The sequence below is a fragment of the Proteus sp. G4380 genome, assembly GCF_963885725.1.
Classification (GTDB): Bacteria; Pseudomonadota; Gammaproteobacteria; order Enterobacterales; family Enterobacteriaceae; genus Proteus; species Proteus mirabilis.
In genome coordinates, this window is sequence record NZ_CAWPAV010000179.1 from 24,841 (window position 1) to 50,623 (window position 25,783).

Consider the following 25,783-nt stretch of genomic DNA (forward strand, 5'->3'; position numbering starts at 1 on the left):
TGATTAAGACAAAGAAATTAACTGCTTTTATACCACTATTATTGGTAATATTTTCAAAATCATTATAAACGGTACTCTACATGACATTTATTAAATCTATTTCGACCTTTATCAGTCTAATAACACTTTTTTGCTCATTTTCTTTACACGCTAATTTCGAAGAGCAAGATAAAAAATTATTTGAAGATACCCGCAAAGAAGCACTAAACCATAATGCACTCGCTCAATATCAGTTAGCCGAAATGTATTTACTGGGGGATGGCGTAGAAAAAAACCTGCTAAATGCACAGCTGTGGGCAAATGAAGCAATAAAAAGTGGCTATGCCGATGCCTATGCGCTCCTTGCTGACATTTACCTCTTTAATGCCGACCCTTATTTTAAAAGCTATTATGTCGAAGCAAAAGAGTTAGCCACCACTGCCGTTAATAAAGGAAGCATGAGAGGAAAAATCAGCTTAGCAACCGCGCTTATTGCCCCTTTATCTGGTGAAGTAGATTATCAGCAAGCGATGGTATTACTTGAAGAAGCCACACAAGCGCATCAACAAGAACTTGTTTATGCCCCCATTTGGTTAGGTATTTTATATAGTGGTATAGGTAATATTCCTGTCGATATGGAAAAAACCAATAAATTATTTGCACAAGCCAATGAAATGACATTTGAAGGATTTGCTCAAGCAATGGCCTCTTTTATGTTCTCAGGTCAATATCATATTATCGAGCCCAACAAACAAAAAGCAGATGCATTTATGAAACAAGCCTGTGAAGAAGCGAGAAAAGTTGGCAATGAATTTTATTGCCAACCAGAATTAAATTAACCGAAATTAAAGCTAATAAATGCCCCTAGCTCAGAAAAGGGATGGTTATGCTTATATCATCTCTTTTCTATTCATCTCGACGTGACACCTATTTTTTACAACGCCATACGGTATTCAATTACACCTGGTTTTTCAGCCACCCAATCATACAGACGTTGACCCCGTAAATTGGTTTCCTGTGTATGCCAGTACAAACGAGCACAATTACGTTGTTTAGCCTGTTGATTTACAAAATCGATTAATTTTTTCCCCACATGACAACCACGAGCTTCAGGTGAAACAAACAAATCTTCGAGGTAACAAAAATCACTTTCAGCCCAAGTTGAACGATGAAAAAGATAATGAACAAAACCCAGTATTTTTTTGCCATCTGTTGCAACAGCACAGTAAATCAGCTCTTTCTCATCAAAAAAGCGCGCCCATGTTTTTAATGTTATCTCTTCTGATAATTCAACGTTATAAAATTCCTGATAACTTAACCAATATGCTAACCATTGAGCATAATGCTCTTGCTCAATAAGTTGAACAGAAACTGCCATCGATATTGTGCTCATTTATTTACTTCCTTCTACTCTCATCAACGCGATAAAAAGATATCACTCGGCCTGTTATTGCTGTCATAGTACGTTTAATTCTGGCTCTTAATAAGGTACACTTTTTGTGTTTTTATAGGATCCACTTTATGAAACAGAAACCAACAGCTTATTTCCCTAACCTTGTATTAGAAGAAGGGTCTATTAGCTCACAAGTCTATTACGCCGTTAGAAAGGCTATTTTAGAAGGCGTTCTATCTCCGGGTAGCCGTCTACCGTCAAGTCGCACATTGGCTGAAATGATGTCGATTTCTCGCAATTCTGTTATTGCCGGATTTGAACGTTTAATTGATGAAGGCTATTTATTTACTCGTCGCGGGTCGGGCACTTTTGTTACGAATACCATTCCTGATAGCATTCATTCCAATCAGTGGGTTAAAACAACCCTGCCGACGTCTTCATTGCATATCGATAATGAATTAGGAACACTTAATCCTAATTTGCAAAAGATGCATGCTTTTTGGCAACAATCACAACTAAATACCAATAGTCGCTTTATGTTTCATGTGGGTGTTGGGTGTATTGATCTTTTCCCCCATGAGCTTTGGGGAAGATTATTAGGACGAGTTTGGCGACACTCCAAAAAAGAACTCGCAACCTTTAACTCGCCAACAGGCTATACACCATTAAAAAAGATGATATGCCAATATGCCCAATCAACACGTGGGCTTAACTGTCAACCTGAGCAAGTCATCATTGTCAATGGCACACAGCAAGCGATTAATCTTGCTACTCGAGTGCTATTACAAGAGGAAGATACTGCTTGGTTAGATGATCCTGGTTATGACAGCGCTCGAGCTATCTTTACATCGTATGGTATAAAAATACACCCCGTTCGTTCAGATAGTGACGGTATGGATATTTCTCAAGCTATAGACCAATGCCCGCAAGCAAAACTGGTTTTCACCACACCTTCACATCAATTCCCTTTAGGTAATACTCTTTCACTTTCACGTCGTATTGCCTTATTAGAGTGGGCATCGTCCAATAACATGTGGATCTTTGAAGATGATTACAATAGCGAATTTCGCTATCACACTAAACCCATTCAAGCTCTACAAGGATTAGACAAACATCAGCGGGTTATTTATGCCGGAACCTTTTCAAAAATGATGTACCCAGGATTTCGTTTAGGCTTTTTAGTGGTACCTCCATCTTTAATTGACAGCTTTAAAGTCGCTAAATACTACACCGACTCTCATTCTGGTTTTTTAGAACAAGCAACATTAGCGCTATTTATATCTCAAGGACATTATGCTCGCCATGTTAGACGGATCAGAAAAGCCTGTTATGAACGTTATCTAACGTTAACCAATACGATAAAAAAGTATCTCTCTCACATTTTTCGTATTGAACCGACTGATTCTGGCATCCATATTGTCTGCTGGTTACAGTCTGGTTATACAGAAGAATATATTGTGAAAGAGGGACGGAAAATTGGGTTAGCCATACAGCCTTTATCGCGTTATTGTATTCAATCTTATCCTAAACAGGGTATATTATTAGGGTATGCCGCACACCATCCCTCTGAAATTGAAAAAAATATTATTTTGCTTTCTCAAGCTTTATCTAAATAAATAACATTTATTCTTATTTATCATTTTCACTATAAAAATCGAATAAGATTTCTATTTACCCTATTTTATTTTTGGGCGTGCAATAATAAACCCAAGCTGGCGGTACATTTAACATCACACGTTTTTTCTCTAAATGAAAATAACGAGATAATGTTTTTTCATATCGAGTGGTATATTGAAACAACACAAAACAACCTTGGGTTTTTAATAATTCGCTATGTACCCGCTTTAAGATTTTTAACCCTAACCTTCTGTTAATAGACAAGAAAGGCAACCCAGAAATAATCATATTATAATGACTATCTAACTTTTCAGCCGACGCTGTATAGATGGTTAAACGGGGATCATTAATCTTATTCAGCTCATTAGCGAATGCTGGCTCTATCTCAAAAACATCTAATACCGAGTTTGATGACATACGTTTTAAGATCTGTTGCGTAATCACCCCAGTACCCGCACCTAATTCGGCGATTTGGATATCTTGTTGCCAATTTAATTTATTGAGCATTTCATAACATAACCAACGTGATGAAGGCGCAATAGTTCCCATTGTGGTAGGAGACAGTACAAACCGCTTTAAATATGAATAATAGGTTGATAATGGAAAGTAGGTTGATAAATCCATCTTGCGCCCCCTAAAGCTTTTATCTAGATAAAATAAAAATCAGATAAAATGAAGTACATTCATCGTTATTTTTTATTTATGAATTTATGTCATCTCACCAATGACGGATTTCAGTATAAAGCTTGGAGCTATCTCTAAGTAAATACGTTTTTCTTATATATTACACTATTTTACATTTTTCTATTTTTATCATTGTTTATTAGACAAGAATATAAATTTATTTATCAAAAAAATGAAATAAGTCATAACGGAATCATCTTAATCTTTTTTATAAATGATTTATGCTTAATGTTCACTTAATTAATGGCGCATTATTTTTAACAAATTCGTGATATTTGTTCGTTCTGTGGTTTCCTTTTGTTAACTCTATGCAGACTATTAGAAACACTTCTAATTCTTTGGTAAATAATCAATAAATTCACTTGCACCTCTCTCTATATTTTGTCAGGTTAGTGTGAAGTCTCTCACTATTCCTACAGACAAAGACAGGGTAATTACAATGAAAAATGTTGGTTTTGTGGGCTGGCGTGGTATGGTCGGCTCCGTTTTAATGCAAAGAATGGTTGAAGAACGTGATTTTGATGGGATAAACCCTGTTTTCTTCACCACTTCTCAATTAGGTGAAGCAGCACCTGCTTATGGCAATCATCGTAGTACACTGCAAGATGCTTATGATATTGATACGCTCGCCTCACTCGATATCATTATCAGTTGCCAAGGGGGTGATTACACCCATGATATTTATCCCAAATTACGTCAAGCGGGTTGGCAAGGTTATTGGATTGATGCGGCATCTGCACTACGCATGAATGATGATGCGGTGATTATTCTTGATCCCGTTAATGGTCAACATATCCAAGATAGCCTCAATAAAGGTATTAAAACCTTTGTGGGGGGGAATTGCACCGTAAGCTTAATGTTGATGTCTTTGGGCGGACTTTTTGCTAACGATTTAGTTGAGTGGGCTAGTGTCTCCACTTACCAAGCCGCATCCGGCGCAGGTGCGCGTCATATGCGTGAATTATTGTCACAAATGGGTGCATTACATAACCAAGTGGTTAAAGAGCTAGAAAATCCAGCTTCGGCAATTTTAGATATTGAGCGCAAAGTCACTAACTTTACTCGCAGTGGTACTATGCCGACAGAGCAATTTGGTGTTCCACTGGCTGGTAGCTTAATTCCTTGGATTGATAAACAATTGGAAAATGGCCAGAGCCGTGAAGAGTGGAAAGGCCAAGCTGAAACCAACAAGATCTTAAACACCGGTTCAAATATCATTCCTGTGGATGGTCTTTGTGTTCGTATAGGTGCATTACGTTGTCATAGCCAAGCATTCACCTTAAAACTGAAAAAAGATTTACCGGTTAACGAAATTGAGCAATTGCTTGCCCAACATAATGATTGGGTAAAAGTAGTGCCAAACGATCGTGAATTAACAATGCGCGAATTAACCCCAGCAGCCGTAACGGGCACATTAAGTACCCCTGTAGGACGTATTCGTAAACTGAATATGGGACCTGAATTTATTTCTGCCTTTACCGTGGGTGATCAGTTGTTATGGGGTGCTGCAGAGCCACTTCGTCGTATGTTGAAGATTTTAGCTTAAAACACAACGAATATTATAAATATAAAAAACCCGCTAACCTATTGAATTAGCGGGTTTTGTTTGACTCAAGAAAACGTTATTAGATATCGATATTTTCTGCTTTTAGTGCATTTTCTTCGATAAAAGCACGACGAGGTTCAACAGCATCACCCATTAAGGTTGTGAATAACTCATCGGTCGCAATCGCATCTTTCACAGTGACTTGCATCATACGACGTGTATCTGGGTTCATGGTGGTTTCCCATAATTGTTCTGGGTTCATTTCACCAAGACCTTTATAACGCTGTACAGCAAGACCACGACGTGATTCTTTGGTTAACCATTCTAGGGCTTCTTCAAAGCTTGAAATCGCCTGACGACGTTCTCCACGCTCAATATAGGCCCCTTCTTCAATCAGGTTACCAATAATATCGCCCAAATTAGTAATACGTTGATATTCACTACTATGAATAAAATCGTAATCCAATTTATAGTCTGTATCGATACCGTAAGTACGAATGCGTAATACTGGCTCAAATAAACGATTTTCTTCGTTTTGTGTGATGGTATAGCTGTAAGTACTGCTTTGCTCTTCCGCATTATTTAAACGGTTCACCAAGCCACTCATCCACTCTTCCACTTTCGCTTTATCAGAGAGATCATCTTCTGTCAGCGTTGAGTGATAGACCAAGCTATTTAACATACTCAGTGGATAGAGACGCTCCATACGACGAATAATTTTATGCGCAGCATGGTAGTCAACAACCAGTTTTTCTAATTGTGCACCATGCATAGCAGGGGCATGTTCACTGACGTAAAGCGCTGCACCATCAAGCGCAATAGACATCAGATATTCATCCATCGCATCATCATCTTTAATGTATTGCTCTTGTTTCCCTTTTTTCACTTTATAGAGAGGTGGCTGAGCAATAAAGATATGACCACGTTCGATAATTTCTGGCATTTGACGATAGAAGAACGTCAGTAATAATGTACGAATGTGAGAACCATCGACGTCCGCATCCGTCATGATAATAATGCTGTGATAACGCAGTTTATCTGGGTTATATTCATCACGGCCAATACCACAACCCAATGCCGTGATAAGCGTTGCCACTTCTTGAGATGCCAGCATCTTATCAAAACGCGCTTTTTCAACGTTTAAGATCTTACCTTTTAACGGTAAAATCGCTTGCGTTTTACGGTTACGCCCTTGTTTTGCCGAACCACCCGCAGAGTCCCCTTCCACTAAGTAGAGTTCAGAAAAAGCAGGATCACGCTCAGAGCAGTCCGCTAATTTACCCGGTAAACCACCTAAATCGAGTGCGCCTTTACGACGCGTCATCTCACGTGCTTTACGCGCAGCTTCACGGGCACGAGCAGCATCAATAATTTTACCGACAACAATTTTTGCGTCAGTCGGATTTTCTAATAGATATTCCACCAGCTTCTCATTCATCAGCGTTTCTACCGCTGTTTTAACTTCAGAAGAAACCAGTTTATCTTTCGTTTGTGATGAGAATTTCGGATCAGGTACTTTAACAGAAATAACCGCAATCAGGCCTTCACGAGCATCATCACCCGTTGCACTGATTTTCGATTTCTTATTAAAGCCTTCTTTATCCATATAGTTGTTTAGCGTACGGGTCATTGCGGTACGGAAACCAACTAAGTGAGTACCACCATCACGTTGTGGAATATTATTGGTAAAGCAATAAACGTTTTCTTGGAAACCATCATTCCACAGCATCGCCACTTCAACACCAATGCCATCTTTCTCTGTAGAAAAATAGAATACATTTTGGTGAATAGGCGTTTTATTACGGCTTAAGTATTCAACGAATGCTTTGATACCACCTTCATAGTGGAAATGATCTTCGCGGTTATCACGTTTATCAATTAAACGAATAGAGACTCCTGAGTTTAAGAAGGAGAGCTCACGCAGACGTTTCGCTAAAATATCATATTGGAATTCAGTCTCACCTTTAAAGGTATCAAGACTTGGCCAGAAACGAACAAAGGTTCCTGACTTATCTGTTTCACCAATCACTTTTAAGCGATCGTCAGGTACACCTGAACGGTAAATTTGTTGATGAATTTTACCATCACGATGGATAGTCAGTTCAAGTTTTTCAGACAACGCATTAACAACGGAAACCCCTACACCATGCAGCCCACCAGAGACTTTATAGGAGTTATCATCGAATTTACCACCCGCATGCAGAACCGTCATAATCACTTCTGCTGCAGAAACGCCCTCTTCTTCATGAATACCCGTTGGAATACCACGGCCATCATCGCGAACAGAGACTGAGTTATCTGAATGGATAGTGACAATAATCTCATCACAGTAACCCGCGAGGGCTTCGTCGATAGCGTTGTCGACCACCTCGAAGACCATGTGATGCAGACCGGTTCCATCATCTGTATCCCCGATATACATCCCCGGGCGCTTACGCACCGCATCCAGCCCTTTTAATACTTTGATACTTGAGGAGTCATATGTATTCGACATCAACGTTTCTCGCTTTATTCCTATGGTTTAACCTCTATTTTGCCATGTTCTACGCTAAATAGCCTGCTATTTACATCTAGCATATCTTTAACTTGCCCAGAAGTGATTGCACTGACAAACACTTGAGCTTGCGTAGACTTTAAACGCTCGGCTAACAACTGGCGCCGATTTGCGTCTAATTCAGAAGCAAAATCATCGAGCAGATACAGGCATCTTTGCCCATTCTTACGAGTGAAATATTCACCTTGTGCCAGCCTTAATGCACACATTAACAACTTAAGCTGACCCCGTGACAACATATCTTCTACCGGAGTGCCGTTAGCACGAATACGTAAATCCGCTTTATGAGCACCTAACGAGGTATATGATAACACTTTGTCACGTTCAAATTGACGTTCTAGCAACTGTGCATAATCGGTTTCTTTATCCCATCCTCGTTGAAAACTGACTTTCAAGGTAAATTCAGGGAGAAATAATTGGCACGTTTCTTCAATATCTTTGGCGATATCTTCTGTATATTCAGCTCGCCATTGGCTTATCTGTTCTGTCAGTAAGATAAGCTCTTTATCCCAAGGTAAGAGTTGTCGATAAGACGACGCTTGCCTGAGTGCTGCATTACGCTGTTTTAAGACGCGTTTTAAATCTGACCATGCAACAAAAAATCGAGGCTCATTATGAAAACAACCCCAATCGATAAAAGCACGACGATATTTAGGCCCACCATTAAGTAATGTGAACCCCTCAGGGGTGATTAATTGCATCGGTAATAACTTCGCTAACTCTGCAATTTTATGCCCATCGCTACCATCAATACGTACCGTACTGTTACCCTCGCGATCTTTACTTAAACCAATCGAGTAACCGCGACTTTCTTCATCAAGGCCACTTAAACGCCCATGTAAAATAAACGCATTTTCATCATGCTGGATCACTCGATTCGCTTGGGCACTACGAAATGCCCGTCCATGGCCTAATGTGTAAATCGCTTCAAGTATACTGGTTTTCCCACTCCCGTTTGGTCCTACAAGAAAATTAAAACCATCCGCTAATGGCAAATCAGCCTGTTCAATATTTCTAAAATGGCGGATCAATAAACGGGATAAAATCATATTAATCGTGATTACAAGCGCATCGGCATAACAACATAAGCTGCAGCTGCACTTGCCACATTCTCAACCTGTACACTTGAAACAGCATCAGTCAGTAATAATTTTACCTCTTCACACTTGAGTGTATTTAACACATCAAGAAGGTAGCTCACATTAAAACCGATCTCCATCTCTTCCCCCTGATACTGAACATCGACAATTTCTTCTGCTTCTTCTTGTTCAGGGTTGTTAGCGGTAATTTTTAATTGTCCATTAGTGAGGTTAATACGCACCCCACGGAATTTTTCATTCGATAAAATCGCCGCACGAGAGAACGCTTGTTTGAGGATATCACAACCTGCGATAACTGTTTTAGTCGGATTTTTCGGTAATACGCGGCGATAGTCAGGGAAACGACCATCAACCAGTTTCGAGGTAAAAATAAAGTCGCCTACATGAGCGCGTAAGTTATTACTGCCAATTTGTAACTGTAATAAACTCTCACCACTGCCATCAAGTAAACGCATCAGTTCAATAACACCTTTACGTGGCACAATAACAGAATGTCCGGGTAAAGATTGTCCAATATCCATGGCACAGACCGCTAAACGGTGACCATCAGTAGCAACCGTGCGCAATTCCGTGTTTTCCGTTTCAAATAACATACCGTTGAGGTAGTAACGCACATCTTGATGCGCCATTGAAAACTGTGTGGATTCAATCAAACGTTTTAGAGTGGCTTGTGGCAAAGTAAATTCAACCTCACTTTGCCAATCGTCTAAATTTGGGAAATCAGACGCAGGGAGTGTCGATAAAGAAAAACGACTTCTTCCTGAACGAACGAGTAAGCGATCACCGTCTAATTCTACGCTGATTTCTGCTCCCTCAGGTAATCCGCGCCAAATATCAAAAAACTTACGCGCAGGAACAGTCGTTGCACCGATTTCATGAGATTGGCTAAGACTCACTCTTGCCATCATCTCCATCTCAAGGTCTGTACCTGTTAGCGATAAGGTATTCTCCGTCACCTTAAGCAACAGGTTGCCTAAAATAGGTAAAGTTGGGCGACCGCCTAAAGGGCCGCTGACTTGTTGCAGCGGCTTTAGCAGCTGTTCTCGTTCAATGATAAATTTCATAGCGCTAGGATGATAATGTTCTGATTAAGTTAGAAAAATCTTCTTTGATATCGTGACTTTCTTCACGCAGTTGCTCTATTTTTCGGCAAGCATGCAGTACCGTAGTATGGTCACGACCACCAAAGGCATCCCCGATTTCAGGCAAGCTGTGGTTTGTTAATTCCTTTGCCAGCGCCATTGCCATTTGCCTCGGACGGGCAACCGATCGGGATCGTCGCTTTGACAACAAATCCGCTACCTTAATTTTATAATATTCTGCTACAGTTTTCTGAATATTATCGATAGTAACGAGTTTCTCTTGTAATGCGAGTAAATCACGTAATGCTTCACGCACAAAGTCGATGGTAATGGCTCGACCGGTAAAATTTGCGTTAGCTATTACTCGGTTTAATGCACCTTCTAGTTCACGGACGTTAGAGCGGAGTCGTTTGGCAATAAAAAACGCCACTTCATCAGGTAACTGGATTTGATTTTCGTCCGCTTTTTTCATCAAAATCGCCACACGTGTTTCTAATTCTGGTGGTTCAATGGCTACGGTCAATCCCCAACCAAAGCGCGATTTTAATCGATCCTCTACCCCATTAATCTCTTTAGGATAACGGTCTGAGGTTAAAATAATTTGCTGATTTCCCTCTAACAAAGCGTTAAAGGTATGAAAAAACTCTTCTTGTGAACGCTCTTTATTGGCAAAAAATTGAATATCATCAATTAATAGCGCGTCTACAGAGCGATAGTAGCGTTTAAAATCTTCAATAGCATTATTTTGTAACGCCTTTACCATATCTTGCACGAAACGTTCCGAATGCATATAAACAACTTTAGCATTGGCTTTACGTTCCATAATACTGTTGCCCACCGCATGCAATAGATGCGTTTTACCCAGACCCGTTCCCCCATATAAAAACAGTGGGTTATAAGCTCCTCCAGGATTATCAGCAACTTGTCTTGCGGCAGCTCTAGCAAGTTGGTTCGATTTACCTTCAACGAAATTATCAAATTTATGTTTAGGATTAACATTAGAACGATAATTAAGTTCAGGTAACTGGGATTGCGGTTGATTATCCCAGCTAGGACGCACCGGCTGGCTGTTAGTCGGTGTGGAATTAACCGCGGGATGTGTCACGGTTTTGGGAACACTCTCGGTGGTACGTGCTGATACAGGTTTATTCCCCACTTCAAAACGCAACGAAGGGACATCAGAACCACAAAAGTCGACTAATAACGCATTAATATTATTAATGTACTTTTCTCTTACCCAATCTAACACAAAACGATTAGGTGCATACAGTGCCAGCGTGTTATCGCTTAGTTCTGCCTGCAAGGGACGTATCCACATACTAAATTCAGTGGCAGGTAACTCATCCTGCAATCGGGCAAGACAATGCTGCCAAAGCGAAAGTGACACGGCGGACTCCCCTCAAAAACAAGACTAAAAAATAAACAGGAAAAATGTGATTAAACACTTAGGTACACAACACCGTTCCTCTTCAATTCTTAATAAGGAACAACTTTGATGACCACGATTTTTACATCGTGCTTCACGATCGCAGACTGGTTGTTCTGATCGTGACGGGGGATCATATCGCAAAATGAAACGAAGATCCTCTTTCTTTTACACAGTTTTTATGGTTTTTATCCACAGGCTTACCTATTTGTGATAATTCTCCGAAATAAATAGGTAAGGGAGTTCTAGTGTACTTGAGTCACCCTATAAATAGCAATTGGGGATAACTTTCTGTAGGTAAATTTCTGCTCTTCTTATAAAGGATGATCAATTATCTGCATGATGATCCACCAAAGATCCTTGCGCTTTCACCCTGAGTCCGTATAATCTTGCACCCTGCGTGCTTGTACCAACAATTCGCCCTTTATCTTCCCTTTTTAGGGTGTCGATAAGAGCGAGCGTTGCGCATAAGTAAGGATTGATAATCGGGTTTGCTAAAAAAGACGACAAAAATCGGTACTTAAAACGTCATCTTCATTGACGCATTTGAGTGATTTTATTACAATCCCGCATCTTTCCATCATTGATGCTGCGATTGAAGTACTGGTTTGTTTATTTATTGCACTCCTGTCTGTCAACGCATTTGCTGAATCAGTAATAATATAAAGTAGGTAGAAATCGCTATGAAACGCACTTTTCAACCGTCTGTACTGAAGCGCAACCGTAACCACGGCTTCCGCGCTCGTATGGCCACTAAAAATGGTCGTCAGGTTCTGGCTCGCCGTCGTGCGAAAGGCCGCGCTCGTCTGACCGTTTCTTCGAAATAATAAAAGCTAACCATTCCGTGGTTAAGCTCGCTTTTCCAAGGGAGTTACGTTTGTTAACTCCCAAGCATTTCAATTTTGTTTTCCAGCAGCCACAGCGTGCGAGTTCACCAGAAGTTACAATTTTGGGTCGCCAGAATGAGCTGGGGCATCCCCGCATCGGTCTAACTATCGCAAAGAAAAACGTTAAACGTGCTCATGAGCGTAATCGGATTAAACGATTAGCCCGTGAATACTTTCGTTTACATCAGCATCAATTACCTGCTATGGATTTTGTGGTATTAGTAAGGAAGGGGGTAGCTGAACTTGATAACCACCAATTGACGGAAGTGTTGGGTAAATTATGGCGTCGTCATTGTCGCTTGGCTCAAAAATCCTGATCTTGCTGATTAGGGGCTATCAACTGGGGATTAGTCCTCTGTTGGGGCCTCGTTGTCGTTTCAATCCTACGTGCTCTCATTATGGTATTGAGGCATTGCGCAGGTTTGGAATGATAAAAGGTAGTTGGTTAACAGTGAAACGCATATTAAAATGCCACCCTTTACACGAAGGTGGTGATGATCCTGTCCCACCTAGAAAAAACGACGATAACAGAGAAAATTAACGATGGATTCGCAACGCAATCTTCTATTCATCGCTTTACTGTTCGTTTCTTTCCTGATCTGGCAGCAGTGGGAGGGTGATAAAGTATCACAAAACACCACCACTACTACTCAGGTCTCGCAACAAGCGGACATGCCAAGCAGTGATAGTCTTGCTGTGACTGGTAACAGCAATGAGCAGGCAAAATTGATTACCGTAAAAACTGACGTACTTGATCTTCGTATCAATACTCAGGGCGGTACTATCGATGAGGCTGATTTGTTAGCCTATCCCGCCGAGCTTAATTCAAAAACCCCTTTCCGTTTACTGGAAACTACACCTCAATTCCTGTATCAGGCTCAAAGTGGCTTAATTGGCCCTGATGGTCCAGATCAGAAATCTCGCCCTGTCTACAGTGCCACACAACAAGAATTTATCTTAGGTGAAAACCAAGATGAATTACGTGTACCTATGACTTTTGTGAATGAAGAAGGCGTGAAATTCGTCAAAACCTTTATTCTGAAAAAAGGTCAGTATGACATTGGTATTGAATACAAAGTTGAGAACCCAACAGATAAAACACTGACAATGAACTTTTATGGTCAGTTAAAACAGTCTGTTAAGTTACCAGAACACCGTGATACTGGAAGTAGCAACTTTGCGCTACATACCTATCGTGGTGCGGCTTATTCATCAGATGAAACCAACTATAAAAAATATAGCTTTGGTGATATCGAAGATAAAAACCTTTCTATCACAACCAACAATGGTTGGATTGCGATGTTACAACAATACTTCGCAACCGCGTGGATCCCAGCTAAAGATAGTCAGAATAACAACTTCTACTCTATCACTTTAGATAATAAATCTATCGCACTGATTGGTTATAAATCAGCACCTATTACTGTTGCACCGAATAGCACACAGGATATCACTTCAACATTATGGGTCGGGCCTGAGATCCAGTCTGAAATGTCTGCAATCGCACCACATTTAGACCTATCTGTTGACTATGGTTGGTTATGGTTTATCTCTCAGCCACTGTTTAAGCTGCTGAAATTCCTGCACAGCTTTATCGGTAACTGGGGTTTCTCCATCATCATGATCACCTTTATCGTTCGTGGTATTATGTATCCACTCACGAAAGCGCAATACACCTCTATGGCGAAAATGCGTTTACTGCAACCAAAACTGGCGGCACTTCGTGAGCGTATTGGTGATGATAAACAACGTATGAGCCAAGAAATGATGGCGTTATACAAACAAGAGAAAGTTAATCCTCTTGGTGGTTGTTTACCGCTGATTATCCAGATGCCAATCTTCCTTGCCTTATACTATATGTTAATGGGCTCGGTTGAATTACGTCATGCACCATTTATATTATGGATCCAAGACTTATCAGCACAAGATCCGTACTATATCCTGCCATTATTAATGGGTGTGACGATGTTCATCATTCAGAAACTGTCACCAACAGCAGTCACTGATCCGATGCAACAAAAAATTATGACCTTTATGCCGGTTGTATTTACTGTATTCTTCCTGTGGTTCCCATCAGGTCTGGTTCTGTACTATATCGTCAGTAACCTAGTAACCATTATCCAGCAGCAGTTAATCTACCGCGGTCTGGAAAAACGTGGGCTACATAGTAGAGACAAAAAATAAGGTCACATCAGGAAAAACCTCTTCTTTGGTTACATTCAAAGAAAAGTGACATAAAATAGTGAAGGCGGTCTAATAGGCCGCCTTCTGTTTTTTTATTTTTATACGATTAATGATTATTCTGATTAAGCGAGTTCACCATGCATAGCACTGATACTATCGTCGCTCAGGCCACACCTCCTGGAAGAGGCGGTGTTGGTATCCTACGCGTTTCTGGCCCTAAAGCGGCTGTTGTAGCACAAACTATTTTAGGCAAAGTACCTAAGCCACGTTATGCCGACTATCTTCCTTTTCGCAATGAAGATAACTCAGTGCTTGATCAGGGTATCGCCCTTTTCTTCCCTAATCCTAACTCTTTTACGGGTGAAGATGTTTTAGAACTACAAGGCCATGGTGGCCCAATTATTCTCGACTTACTCTTAAAGCGTATTCTACAAATTCCCGGTATCCGTATTGCTAAGCCCGGTGAGTTCTCAGAGCGAGCCTTCTTAAACGATAAACTCGATTTAGCGCAAGCTGAAGCGATTGCCGATTTAATTGATGCCAGTTCAGAGCAAGCAGCACGCTCTGCGATTAACTCTTTACAAGGTGCTTTCTCCTCTCATATTAATGAGATGGTCGAGTCCTTAACCAATTTACGTATCTATGTTGAAGCGGCTATTGATTTCCCTGATGAAGAGATAGACTTTCTTTCTGACGGGGTGATCGAGGGCAAACTCAATACGGTTATCAGTCAATTAGACGATGTTCGTGCGCAAGCGCGCCAAGGCAGCCTATTGCGTGAAGGGATGAAAGTCGTCATTGCCGGGCGCCCTAATGCTGGTAAATCAAGCTTATTAAATGCATTAGCGGGAAGAGAAGCGGCCATTGTCACCGATATAGCGGGTACGACACGAGATGTATTACGCGAGCATATCCATATTGATGGTATGCCATTACATATTATCGATACAGCAGGTTTACGTGAAGCCAGTGACGAAGTAGAACGTATTGGTATCGAGCGTGCATGGCAAGAGATTGAGCAAGCAGATAGAGTCCTCTTTATGGTTGATAGTACCACCACCGAGGCGACGACACCGGAAGAGATCTGGCCTGAGTTTATGGCTCGTTTACCTAGCACACTGCCGGTCACCGTTATTCGCAACAAATCAGATTTAACGGGTGAACCTGCCGAGATCACCTCGCAAGGTGACTATCCGATGATCCGTTTATCTGCCCGTGATGGAATGGGCATTGAATTACTACGCTCACACCTTAAAGAAGCCATGGGCTTTAACAGCAATACTGAAGGGGGCTTCTTAGCGCGCCGTCGTCATTTACAAGCATTAAACACAGCCGCTGAACACCTACAACAAGGCTATCAGCAATTGGTTTATGCCAAGTCAGGTGAGCTATTAGCAGAAGAGTTAAGACTTGCTCAACAAGCATTAAGCGAAATTACTGGTGAATTTACATCAGATGATTTATTAGGGCGAATTTTCTCTAGTTTCTGTATTGGGAAGTAACGACCAAACTTTACCTGCTATAGCGTGTAAATATTACTTTACCGGTTATAGCAGGTAATTATAACTCTACACGCTATAACCATTAAATCTTGATCTACACGCTATAACCGGTATATTAGATATTAACGCCTATAACCGGTAGAAGATGATGATCATAATTAATGCCTATCAACTCAGTGTGCATCTAAAAGATGTCCGATTAACAAAAAAACTGTCTCAAAGTAAAGTCGCCCAAAAAGTAGGGATCCGACAAGATACCGTGTCCAATTTTGAACTTAATCCTAATTCCACCAAACTAGAAACCTTTTTCAAACTGCTCTCCGCACTAAATTTAGAGATGGAAATTCATCCTAAAGATGCTAAAAATAATTTAGCACACAAAAGTGAATGGAAAGAGGAGTGGTAAATGGCGAGTCTTGATGTATATATGAATGAATACTATGTGGGCATCTTTACTAAAAAAAGCTCAGGTGCGCATTCATTCCAATATACTGAAGATTGGGTTAATCAACCAGGAAGTCGTCCCATCTCTCTTTCGATGCCATTACAGCTTCAAGAATATCAAGGAGACTGTGTCTATAATTTCTTTGATAATCTGTTACCTGATAATACTGAAATTAGAAATCGTATTGTGAGTCGCTATAATGCGAACTCAAATCAACCCTTTGACCTATTAGCGGCTATCGGTGCAGATACTGTTGGTGCATTAAGGTTACTTCCTAGTGGCAGTACGCCTGCGGATATCAAAAAAATAGAATATCAAAAACTCAATGATATTGAGCTTGAAAAAATTCTACTAGGATATAAATCCAATACTCCACTCGGTATGCTTAAAGAATATACTGATTTCAGAATTTCCATCGCTGGAGCACAAGAAAAAACAGCATTACTTTTAAAAGATAATCATTGGTGTGTGCCACATAATAACACACCAACTACCCATATTATTAAACTGCCAATTGGTGTTATTGAAAGTCATTCTTATACAATGGATTTATCCAATAGTGTAGAAAATGAGTATCTTTGTACCTTAATTGCCAAAGAATTTGATCTTCCCGTCCCCCACTGCTCTATTATTAAAACAAAAAATGTTAAAGCGCTTGCTGTAGAACGTTTTGATAGAAAATATTCATCTGATAAATCGTGGATAATACGTTTACCTCAAGAAGATTTTTGCCAAATTTTAAATATACCTTCTGCGCTAAAATATGAAAATGAAGGAGGGCCTGGCATTATCGATATTATGAAATATTTACTTGGCTCATCAAATGCCGATCAAGATCGTTTTCATTTTATGAAGGCACAAGTGCTATTTTGGCTTTTGGCTGCAACGGATGGACACGCAAAAAATTTTTCTGTTTTTATCAACCAAGAAGGACGTTTCCATCTCACTCCTCTTTATGACATTATGTCCATCTATCCCAATTTCGGAGGACGAGGACTTAATCCACGAGATGCAAAACTTGCTATGGGATTAAAAGCAAGCCGAGGCAAAAAATACGCAATAGAACAAATTTTTCCTCGTCATTTCTACCAAACAGCTGAAGCTGTCGGTTTCGATCCTTCATTAATGAGCGATATTCTTCGTTATTTTTATCAAGAAATGGACGATGTCATACAACGCGTAAAACAGCAATTACCCGAGGATTTCCCTTCTGAGATTAGCAATACAATATTAGATGGAATGAAAGCACGCGCTGTTAGATTAGCTAACATTTAGCCATTTACCTGCTATAGCGTGTAAATATTACTTTACCGGTTATAGCAGGTAAAAATTACATATATACGATATAAAGTTAGGTAATGCTTTTTTCAAAAAGAGTGTCATAAATTAATTATTTTTATTTCTTATATTATTTATATACTCGATTTTAATTAACCTATTAATAATATATATCAAACAACATACTTGGTTATTTTTTATTTAACTACAAATCTAATAAAGCAATCGTTTACTTTATCTTTTTATTTTTCAATAGATAAATAGATTTCAGATAGCAAAAAAATTGTTATTTAAATGATGATGTTTAATGATCTAAATATAGTAAATCAACTAATGACAATGCTAAACTTCACCTTTAGTTAACAGGGTAAATATCCCCACTACTTTTAAGAGTCTATCGTGAGAACGCTTTATTTTACTGCGCTGACAACAGGCATTCTTTCTGCCATTTGGGCATTTGTTGCTAGCCAATTTGACTTATTAAGTTGGGCTGGTTTTTTAGGTTGCACGGCTTATTTCGCCTACCCTAAAGAAGGTTTTAAAGGCTTAGTCGTGACGATTGCGACTATTATGAGTGGTGTTATTTGGGCATTAGCGATTATTTATGGTAGCCAACTGTTTAATGATAGTGCGATTTTTGGCTACGCCGTCACCGGTGTAATTGCCTTTGTAATGTGTGTACAAGCTAAAAGCACATTACTGGCTTATATTCCGGGTACTTTTATTGGCGCATGTACTATTTTTGCCGCACAAGGTCATTTAACACAAACTATCCCTTCACTCATTCTCGGTATTTTATTTGGTTACTCGATGAAAATGAGCGGACTGTGGATCGCGAATAAATCACAGAAGAAAGCCATTTAATCAATTTACCTCACCATGAAAAAGCGGTAACTCTATAGGTTTTATTTCTAGAGCGCCGCTTTCTCTTTTTCACTACTTTCTCCAATGTTTCTCACAGATCACTAATAAACTTTGCAATTGTAGTTTATGGCTATTTAGGTCAAAAAGGAGGCTACCCCATAAAAATGTAACGAGGAGTATCGCGATGACAACAACACAATCTACTGATTACAATATTATTGTCATGTCAGATCCACAACCTTGGCGTCTAGATCTGGATAATAATGACCCCAATAATGATCAATCCCGTTGGGAAACCACCGTAAAAAGCGTTAGAGACAGTATTCAAGCATTACACCGTGAAAAATCTTTTGCTTTTGGCATTATAAATGGTGACTTAACAGAATTTGGCCGTCGCTCCCAACGTGAAAGTTTTCGTGCACTGTTTGCCCCTTCACCTTTAGGATTTAATACCTATGTTGGACTTGGTAATCACGATTATCAAAACAATGTGGGGGACTGTGCAGAGCCGAGTAATGCCGATTACAGTATGAATGCCTGTGCAAGAGGCATGGTTTTTGATATGCACTACCGTATTGAAGAGTATCGTAATTATGCGACTTCAGGTAATTTTAGATACGATAGTAGCGAATATTCAGGTAGTAAGGCTTACTCTTGGGAATATGGTGATATTCATTTTGTACAATTACAAAACTATCCCACTTATCATGTGGTGCTCGATCACTGGTCAGCTTCAACCATTAATGTCACAGATTCTATTGATTGGTTAGAAAAAGATTTAATTCAGGCGCGAAATAGCAATAAAACCATCATATTAAACTTCCATGATGGAAACCAACACTTCCCAGAAAAATCATCTCAAGAAGAGCTGACCTTCTTTAAATATATGCTAGAACATTACGGGGTAAAGGCGGTATTTGTTGGGCATACCCATTATGTTGGTCAAGATAACCGTTATGGTGGCAGTGAGATCTTCGGCGATGTCCCAGTTTATAATAGTGGTGCGCTATTTAAAGGAGATTATTTAGCCGTAGAAATCCGTGGTACAGAATTATCTATCACTGTTTATAACGGTTTATCAGGTACACCTCAATTAATAGAAAAATGGAATTAAATAATACTACGTCAGAGAAGGAGTCTCTTTTATGCATTTAAATCCGTTAAAAATATCAATAAGCCCTTCGTCACTCCCCTGTACTCAACCTTTAACCTGCATTGAATATGAGGACTTAAAGGATGGGATGTTAGATATGATTAATCGCAACAGTAATATATTACCCACTGTTGTGGATGAATTTAATCAACAAGATCCGCTTAATGCGCCTATTATGGTGGGTGAAGTGGTCGTGGGTCATATCATTGGTCTAATACCTGTTGTTGGGGGGGTACTTTCAAAAATTACTTCCGCACTTTTTGGCCTCATGAATAAAAATATGAAAGATAGCTCTTTAGCTGAGCAAATTATTGCCCATGTCTCTCGTATTATTGATGCTAAAATCACTGATAACAATATAAAAATCATTAAACTCACAACAGAAGGTATTAGCGACGTTTATCAATTATTTTCAGATTCTCTCGCTCGTTATCTTGACCCCAATGTGCATTATTCAGAAGAACAATTACGAGATTTACGGGAACAAGTTCTTAACCGTTTTGATGATGTGATTTCGACAATTATTGCTCAACAACCATTAGTATTAAATTTAGCACAATCAGCAGGATTGCCCTTTTATTGCCACTGTTGCGCACTTTTTGTCGCCGCCCATTGCGATATATTAACCAATAAAGAAAAACTTGCTCTGGAAGAGGATTATTTCAAAAATAATCTAAAAACATTAAGAAACAGCATTGATAAATTTAACGCCAATATTCATAAAGCCATTTATCAGCAGACCTCCCAAGTTTTTAAAGATGATTATAATAAATGTAATACTTTTTTAGTGGGTATCTATACTTCTGGTTTATCTTTCTATCAAACTTGGGTTAAACGTAGTTTTGAAATTGAATTTACAACCCCCTTTGCTCGTTGGAATAGCTTAGAGCTTTATGGAAATGACTATAGCCATGATCCAAAAATCAGTTATTACAAGACTTACGTTGAGATGGGAAAAGATATATTACATAGAACATCCATGCTACAAAGTATTGAATCCTACTCTCATATTGATGCAGTGATCCGTTTAAAACAGAACTACTTAACACCTGAAAAAGAGGTAGATAGTTTTCAATATGAAGGCTGTAATGGCGTGGCAGGAGATAGCCATGATGTTATAAAAAACGACACATTTTTTACCCCAGACAGTCAGAAAGCCTATCTGTCACCAACACAAATTTTACCCTCCGTTCGCTATATTTCTGACACACCTTGGGGAGGGTTAAAATATATGGTACTTGATGATGTTAACAATAATAGTTTTACTATCGGTCAAGGTAATCGAGATAATAAATCGTATCTTAATATTCCTGGCTACTGCTTTAATGGCGTAAATCTTTATTTAAGTCGTCACAATGGAAAAAGCTGTCAAGCTGACTCAGGAGCTTGGTTAACTGAATCTGCACCTATATTTCGTTTTTATGATGGTTATGCATCCTTACCTCTTGACACTAAAAATCATTTACCCACAGCAAAAAAGAGCTATGAACTCGATTTAAATCATGGATTTATGACTCAATTAAGCAAAGCTCAATATGGCTATAGTGATATGTTAGTGGGGAAAAATTGTATTTTGTTAAATCACGATGCTTATTTTTGTTTACCATCCGAAGAGCCGATTGGCAAAGTAGGTTTATCACAAAAAATCACCTTGTTATTACAGTGTGCAATTACGCAGGAACAATCGTTAGCCATAGTGGCAAGAACGGGCGATGCGACCCAAGGCACTATTATTGGTTCTGCTGAATTTAAGCTCACCACAGATCAAGATAATATTATTTATAAAATAACCCCATTACTTAATCATCCTATTTCCGATAATAAAAGTTATTTTTATACTTATCAAATTGATTTATCTTGTATTTTTAGTCAAGAAGATCAAAAAAATCTCTATTTTCATCTCTATTTCTTTGAGCCTAATACCTTGTTGGCTGATATGACTGTTTTATTCTAATGTTTTATTTCCATAAAATACCTAAGTGTAATATTGACTTAGGTATTTTTTATTCAATTTAATTGAAATTTTAACGAGATAGTTAAAGGATCAGATAAGTTATTAGGTTTCGGGCCAATTGGTTTTACCCGTTTTACCGCGGCAAGTGCAGCATTATCAAGAGATGCCACCCCTGAGGTCTGTTCAAGTGCAACGGATGAAATATAGCCTTCATCGGTTAATGAAAAACGCACAACAACCAGCCCTTCATCTTGCATACGACGAGCTTGCGCAGGATAGCGCTTATGACGCTCAATTTCTCGGCGCAATAAACTGATATAGTGATTTTCAGACTCTCCCTGCCCAATACCATTTTCACTTAATGCACGACTGCTCCCTGCCAATGAACTCGCGGTATGCTGTGTTAAGTTTTCTGCTGATGGTTGTGATGTACTTTGAACTATGTTGTGATTTGTTAAATCAGGTAGTTTTATAGGTACTGTTTTGTCTACTACTGGCTGTTTTTTTACCTGTTTTATCGCTTTAGGTGTTATTGGGGCCGGTTGTTGTTGACGCTTTTTTGCGGGTTGTTTGGGCGCTTCAATAAATTCACCGTTCTCACTTCTTGGTAGTGCAATAGGTGGTTGTTGTGACTCGATCTTTATTCTCGGTTCAATCATGGTAGTAGATTGTTTAGGTGGCGAAAACATCACCTGATAGACCGATAATGTATTTTGCTGTTGCTGATCAATATGGTGCGCACTTTCTGTCATAGACCATGAATTAAGTACCCAACTCAATAAACTGATATAAACTAATGATATCGCAATGAGCCAATAATAAATATTAAGTGGCTGTCTGACAGAAAGTGCCAACATAAATAAAACTCCTATTTTATCCTTGTATTAAAATTGGGCTGTTACACCTAATCGCAAACTTCTTCCTGGTGCCGGCATACCAGAACGGGTCAGCGGATCAATGTAATATTCATTTAATAAATTACTTCCTGTTATTTCAAAAGATAAGTTGGGGCTATATTGATAAGTTGCATAAGCATCAATAGTAAATACTTTTGCCCAACGCATCGGATTATTATTTATGCCAAAATAGCTATTAGGTAAATTTTCTTTAAGCCATTTCTCATCTTTATTTTCAACTTCTGATGAATAGAGCCAGCGACTACCTAATTCTAATTTATCATTTAGCCAGCGCGTGCCTAAATGTAGGTTAACTGAGTATTTAGGCTGCATTGAGGTGCGCAAAAATCCGCCAGGGTATCCCCCTGTCATACAGTTTTTAATACCCGATAATCCTGATGCATCAAGCTCATAAAAAGCATTTTCATCACAGACTTTATTTTTATGGCTATACACTAATGCGGTATCAAAGAAAATAAATCCATTATCAAACCGGGCTTGTAACTCTACACCTTCTAATATTTGTTTTTCTAACTGTCTAATTTGCCAATTAGCATCTCTATCAAATACATTTTCAATGTTCGTTTTAAAGTAATTAATTTTAATATCAGCATGGCGCTCTATATTCAACCAATGCGTAAAATCAACAACCACACCAAACTCACTGCTTTTGGCACGCTCTGGCTTTAACTTAAAACCATAATAGCGAGCTTTAGAGCCTGAAAAACCACTGGTATCTTCAAATAAGTTAGGCAAACGCAATTGCTCAGTATAACGGCCATAAAAACGCACCATATCGTTGGCATAAAGGGTGGCAGAGATTAAAGGGGAAAATGCGCCATGCTGATAGCTAGGCTCCAGTGCGTAGGGATCTTGAATATCTTCTGATAGAGAAAATGCCTGAGGATTAATAACATCTTTTTCAAAGCGATAGACTAACTCCCCCGTCACTGGATGAGGGACTTTTTCCTCCATATCAAGAAAACCATTAAGTAAAATATTCTTACTCTTAGATAGCACGCCATTTTCATCAAATAACCAAAGGCTAAACTCTCTTTTCATCGGGATGGCTTTAGCGTTTTTTATTTGCATCTTTCCATGGTTATTACGAAGAAAATCTTCATGCTCCATATCATGCTGTATTCTCTGAAGATATGGCCTAACAATCTGCTCCTTGATTTCCTCTAGCAAAGCGCCACCTTCAGGATAAACTAAATCCGCTTGTTGAAAGTCTCTAATTTTTTTACTCAGCTCAGCAGAACTTCGGTAATTTTTTAACTCGTCAGGTAAAGTATCGACATCAATTTTATTAACCGCGCGATAGAGTAAATACTCTTCTGGCGTTAATACTCGTCGATAAGAGATCAGATAACCGCGGATAGGGGCTGTTTTCTCGTAATTTTTAACCCTATTCTTCCGTTTATTATTTAAAAAGGTATCCGTCAGATGATAGTAATGATATTTACCGCCAATATTCATCGCAAACCAGGGTAATGGTTTCCAATCTGTGGCTAACGCTAAATTGACTTCATGACGTTGCCCGGCTCGCCCCTCGGTCACGAAATCAAAACCCATGGGAAGTTCAAGCTCATGACTATCTAATTTTTCCAATTGATATTGACCGGAAAAAGAAATAGAAAACTGAGGTGATAATTTAAATAACGATGAAAAATCAACACCATAACGATTATTATCTTGATATAGAGATGCTGTATCTAAAAAGCCTGTATCAATAGAGGGATCCCACCTTGTATTTCTGCTAGCTCTAAAATCAACCATTTTAGGCTCTCTTGGTTTTCCTCCCCGAGTATTAGTATGTCCTAAAGTTAAATTGCCCCATAAACGCAGTAATAAATCTGTTTTTTTATCTTCTGGTTTATATTGATAGGTTAATATGCCTGCTTGTTGTGTAATATTTGCCAAAGGCCATTGATTAACTAAATTTTCTTGATAACGAACCCAACTTAATCGTGATGGCATAATATCGCCAAATAATAAATCGGTGTATCGATAATTAATGGAGAAACGATGCGTTTGTTGTGGAAATAGAGTTCCTTTTACTAAAAAAGAGCGGTTACGATTAGATGTATTTGGTACTTCATTACCAGGTCGATAAATATGAGCAATAAAAGGTAAATAAGGCTCAAAATGTCTTTTCCCGTCCATTATATAAACAGAATTAAGCAATTGCTCATCTACTTTACTATACTCTTCTACATTTCTCTTTCCTGCAAAATAATTACCTTTTTCACGTATTGCATATGCAAAAAGTAAATTAAATTTTTCTTTATCAAATCCTACACCTAAGCGAAATGAATAATCTTGAAAGTTTTCTATTTTACTTTTTTTAGGTGTTATTTCTAATGCAGGATCGATAATATAAGCATTTTGTTGATAGAATTTTGGATAATAACGGTACTCTTCAATCATATTAGTATAAATATCTTTATAGCCTGTGGCATTATTACTAATATCCCCTTTAAAATTAATACCAAAAGACTCACCAATGGGCACAATATCACGTATATCTAATGTTTTAATGGCAACCCCTCCGCCAATTCCTGTTTTTATATTAGGATTAAGTGAAGGGCCTTTTTCTATATAGATACTGCTTATCAAATTTGAATCAATATAGTTACGATTAGATGCACCGCTATAACCACGATAAACCGTAATCGCCTGCTCAGTACCATCCACAGTAACGGGGATACGCCCTTGGCCTTGAATACCACGAATATTCGGATCCAATGCTCCTCCATTACGGGCTTCACCACTATAAACACCTATCGCGCTTTTAAATAAATCTGCAGGTGATACCCCTTGATAACGTTCAATAAGAGCTTTACCTAAATAAATATTAGCCACATCCTTTTCATAGACTTGAGCATAACCTTGTTGATCTTTTTCTAAATTATCTGCAACCTGAATTTGTCCAAGATCGGTTGTATTATCCTTCGTCTTGGAATAACTATTGAGAGAAAATAAGGAGAGTGAAACCATCATGGAGACTAACGTACGTTTGTGAAAAAGCACTACATGCATTGTGTTACCTACTTAATTAATAAAGAAGTCATGCATTAAATTAATTAAAATTGTTTTTCTAATTTAAATAAGACTTCATGCTGCTGATATTGATATAACCAATCCACATTGCTTAATCTACGGGTATAACTTAATTCTATTGCTGGATAAAACCCCCAGATAATAGGTGCTTTATTTTTAATAGTTGTTGTAAAAAC

22 protein-coding genes are annotated in these 25,783 nt (G+C 38.8%); 13 read left to right on the forward strand and 9 right to left on the reverse strand.

The window, feature by feature from the left end:
• Positions 1-80: 80 nt before the first annotated feature.
• Complete coding sequence (locus tag AACU98_RS15705; RefSeq protein ID WP_004249950.1) at positions 81-818, forward strand: tetratricopeptide repeat protein; 738 nt, start codon at positions 81-83, stop codon at positions 816-818.
• Positions 819-913: 95 nt separating this feature from the next.
• Here the strand turns inward: AACU98_RS15705 and AACU98_RS15710 are convergent, their stop codons facing one another.
• On the reverse strand, positions 914-1,372 hold the full coding sequence (locus AACU98_RS15710) for a GNAT family N-acetyltransferase (RefSeq protein WP_004249951.1): 459 nt from the start codon (positions 1,370-1,372) through the stop codon (positions 914-916).
• Positions 1,373-1,500: 128 nt separating this feature from the next.
• Between AACU98_RS15710 and pdxR the strand changes: the two genes are divergently transcribed.
• Positions 1,501-2,988: a MocR-like pyridoxine biosynthesis transcription factor PdxR gene (gene pdxR / locus AACU98_RS15715; RefSeq protein ID WP_155289676.1), complete on the forward strand. Its 1,488-nt coding sequence runs from the start codon at positions 1,501-1,503 to the stop codon at positions 2,986-2,988.
• Positions 2,989-3,043: 55 nt separating this feature from the next.
• Here the strand turns inward: pdxR and AACU98_RS15720 are convergent, their stop codons facing one another.
• Positions 3,044-3,613: a class I SAM-dependent methyltransferase gene (locus AACU98_RS15720; RefSeq protein WP_004249768.1), complete on the reverse strand. Its 570-nt coding sequence runs from the start codon at positions 3,611-3,613 to the stop codon at positions 3,044-3,046.
• Positions 3,614-4,112: 499 nt separating this feature from the next.
• Between AACU98_RS15720 and asd the strand changes: the two genes are divergently transcribed.
• Positions 4,113-5,219 carry an aspartate-semialdehyde dehydrogenase gene (gene asd, locus AACU98_RS15725; RefSeq protein WP_004249769.1) on the forward strand — a complete coding sequence of 369 codons (1,107 nt, stop codon included), beginning with the start codon at positions 4,113-4,115 and terminating at the stop codon, positions 5,217-5,219.
• Between the two features lie 79 nt (positions 5,220-5,298).
• On the opposite strand, the gene gyrB is transcribed toward asd, so the two are convergent.
• From gyrB to dnaA, 4 genes are read right to left on the reverse strand one after another with little or no spacing between them, the layout of a single operon-like run.
• A complete protein-coding gene (gyrB, locus tag AACU98_RS15730) occupies positions 5,299-7,713 on the reverse strand; it encodes a DNA topoisomerase (ATP-hydrolyzing) subunit B (RefSeq protein WP_004246504.1) in 2,415 nt (804 codons plus the stop codon).
• A 20-nt stretch (positions 7,714-7,733) separates the two neighbouring features.
• A complete protein-coding gene (gene recF / locus AACU98_RS15735) occupies positions 7,734-8,822 on the reverse strand; it encodes a DNA replication/repair protein RecF (protein ID WP_017628724.1) in 1,089 nt (362 codons plus the stop codon).
• An 11-nt stretch (positions 8,823-8,833) separates the two neighbouring features.
• Positions 8,834-9,937, reverse strand: a complete 1,104-nt coding sequence (gene dnaN / locus AACU98_RS15740) for a DNA polymerase III subunit beta (protein ID WP_004246506.1) — start codon at positions 9,935-9,937, stop codon at positions 8,834-8,836.
• Between the two features lie 4 nt (positions 9,938-9,941).
• Positions 9,942-11,342: a chromosomal replication initiator protein DnaA gene (gene dnaA, locus AACU98_RS15745; protein WP_004246507.1), complete on the reverse strand. Its 1,401-nt coding sequence runs from the start codon at positions 11,340-11,342 to the stop codon at positions 9,942-9,944.
• 722 nt (positions 11,343-12,064) lie between these two features.
• Here dnaA and rpmH point away from each other — a divergent pair.
• The 10 genes from rpmH (at position 12,065) to AACU98_RS15795 (ending at position 21,648) form a co-directional block, all read left to right on the forward strand.
• Entirely contained in the window at positions 12,065-12,208 is a 144-nt protein-coding gene (rpmH, locus tag AACU98_RS15750; RefSeq protein ID WP_004246509.1) for a 50S ribosomal protein L34, read from the forward strand.
• A gap of 17 nt (positions 12,209-12,225) precedes the next feature.
• A complete protein-coding gene (gene rnpA, locus AACU98_RS15755) occupies positions 12,226-12,585 on the forward strand; it encodes a ribonuclease P protein component (protein WP_004246510.1) in 360 nt (119 codons plus the stop codon).
• Positions 12,549-12,809, forward strand: a complete 261-nt coding sequence (gene yidD, locus AACU98_RS15760; protein WP_012368639.1) for a membrane protein insertion efficiency factor YidD — start codon at positions 12,549-12,551, stop codon at positions 12,807-12,809. The genes rnpA and yidD overlap by 37 nt, the downstream gene beginning before the upstream one ends.
• Before the next feature lie 2 nt (positions 12,810-12,811).
• Positions 12,812-14,452 carry a membrane protein insertase YidC gene (gene yidC / locus AACU98_RS15765; RefSeq protein WP_004246512.1) on the forward strand — a complete coding sequence of 547 codons (1,641 nt, stop codon included), beginning with the start codon at positions 12,812-12,814 and terminating at the stop codon, positions 14,450-14,452.
• Between the two features lie 137 nt (positions 14,453-14,589).
• Positions 14,590-15,954: a tRNA uridine-5-carboxymethylaminomethyl(34) synthesis GTPase MnmE gene (gene mnmE / locus AACU98_RS15770; protein ID WP_004246513.1), complete on the forward strand. Its 1,365-nt coding sequence runs from the start codon at positions 14,590-14,592 to the stop codon at positions 15,952-15,954.
• Between the two features lie 148 nt (positions 15,955-16,102).
• Positions 16,103-16,360, forward strand: a complete 258-nt coding sequence (locus AACU98_RS15775; protein ID WP_004249771.1) for a helix-turn-helix domain-containing protein — start codon at positions 16,103-16,105, stop codon at positions 16,358-16,360.
• Positions 16,361-17,674, forward strand: a complete 1,314-nt coding sequence (locus AACU98_RS15780) for a type II toxin-antitoxin system HipA family toxin (protein WP_012368637.1) — start codon at positions 16,361-16,363, stop codon at positions 17,672-17,674.
• Positions 17,675-18,076: 402 nt separating this feature from the next.
• Positions 18,077-18,541 carry a DUF1097 domain-containing protein gene (locus AACU98_RS15785; protein ID WP_004249773.1) on the forward strand — a complete coding sequence of 155 codons (465 nt, stop codon included), beginning with the start codon at positions 18,077-18,079 and terminating at the stop codon, positions 18,539-18,541.
• A gap of 184 nt (positions 18,542-18,725) precedes the next feature.
• Positions 18,726-19,655, forward strand: a complete 930-nt coding sequence (locus AACU98_RS15790; protein ID WP_004246518.1) for a metallophosphoesterase — start codon at positions 18,726-18,728, stop codon at positions 19,653-19,655.
• Positions 19,656-19,686: 31 nt separating this feature from the next.
• On the forward strand, positions 19,687-21,648 hold the full coding sequence (locus AACU98_RS15795) for an insecticidal delta-endotoxin Cry8Ea1 family protein (RefSeq protein ID WP_161680120.1): 1,962 nt from the start codon (positions 19,687-19,689) through the stop codon (positions 21,646-21,648).
• A gap of 53 nt (positions 21,649-21,701) precedes the next feature.
• Here AACU98_RS15795 and AACU98_RS15800 read toward each other — a convergent pair whose 3' ends face one another.
• Genes AACU98_RS15800 through AACU98_RS15810 form a run of 3 tightly spaced genes read right to left on the reverse strand, consistent with a single transcriptional unit; the run spans position 21,702 to position 25,768 of the window.
• On the reverse strand, positions 21,702-22,505 hold the full coding sequence (locus AACU98_RS15800) for an energy transducer TonB family protein (protein WP_161734636.1): 804 nt from the start codon (positions 22,503-22,505) through the stop codon (positions 21,702-21,704).
• Between the two features lie 27 nt (positions 22,506-22,532).
• On the reverse strand, positions 22,533-25,586 hold the full coding sequence (locus AACU98_RS15805) for a TonB-dependent receptor domain-containing protein (protein WP_161734639.1): 3,054 nt from the start codon (positions 25,584-25,586) through the stop codon (positions 22,533-22,535).
• A 44-nt stretch (positions 25,587-25,630) separates the two neighbouring features.
• On the reverse strand, positions 25,631-25,768 hold the full coding sequence (locus tag AACU98_RS15810; RefSeq protein WP_259605203.1) for a surface lipoprotein assembly modifier: 138 nt from the start codon (positions 25,766-25,768) through the stop codon (positions 25,631-25,633).
• Between the last annotated feature and the right edge of the window lie 15 nt (positions 25,769-25,783).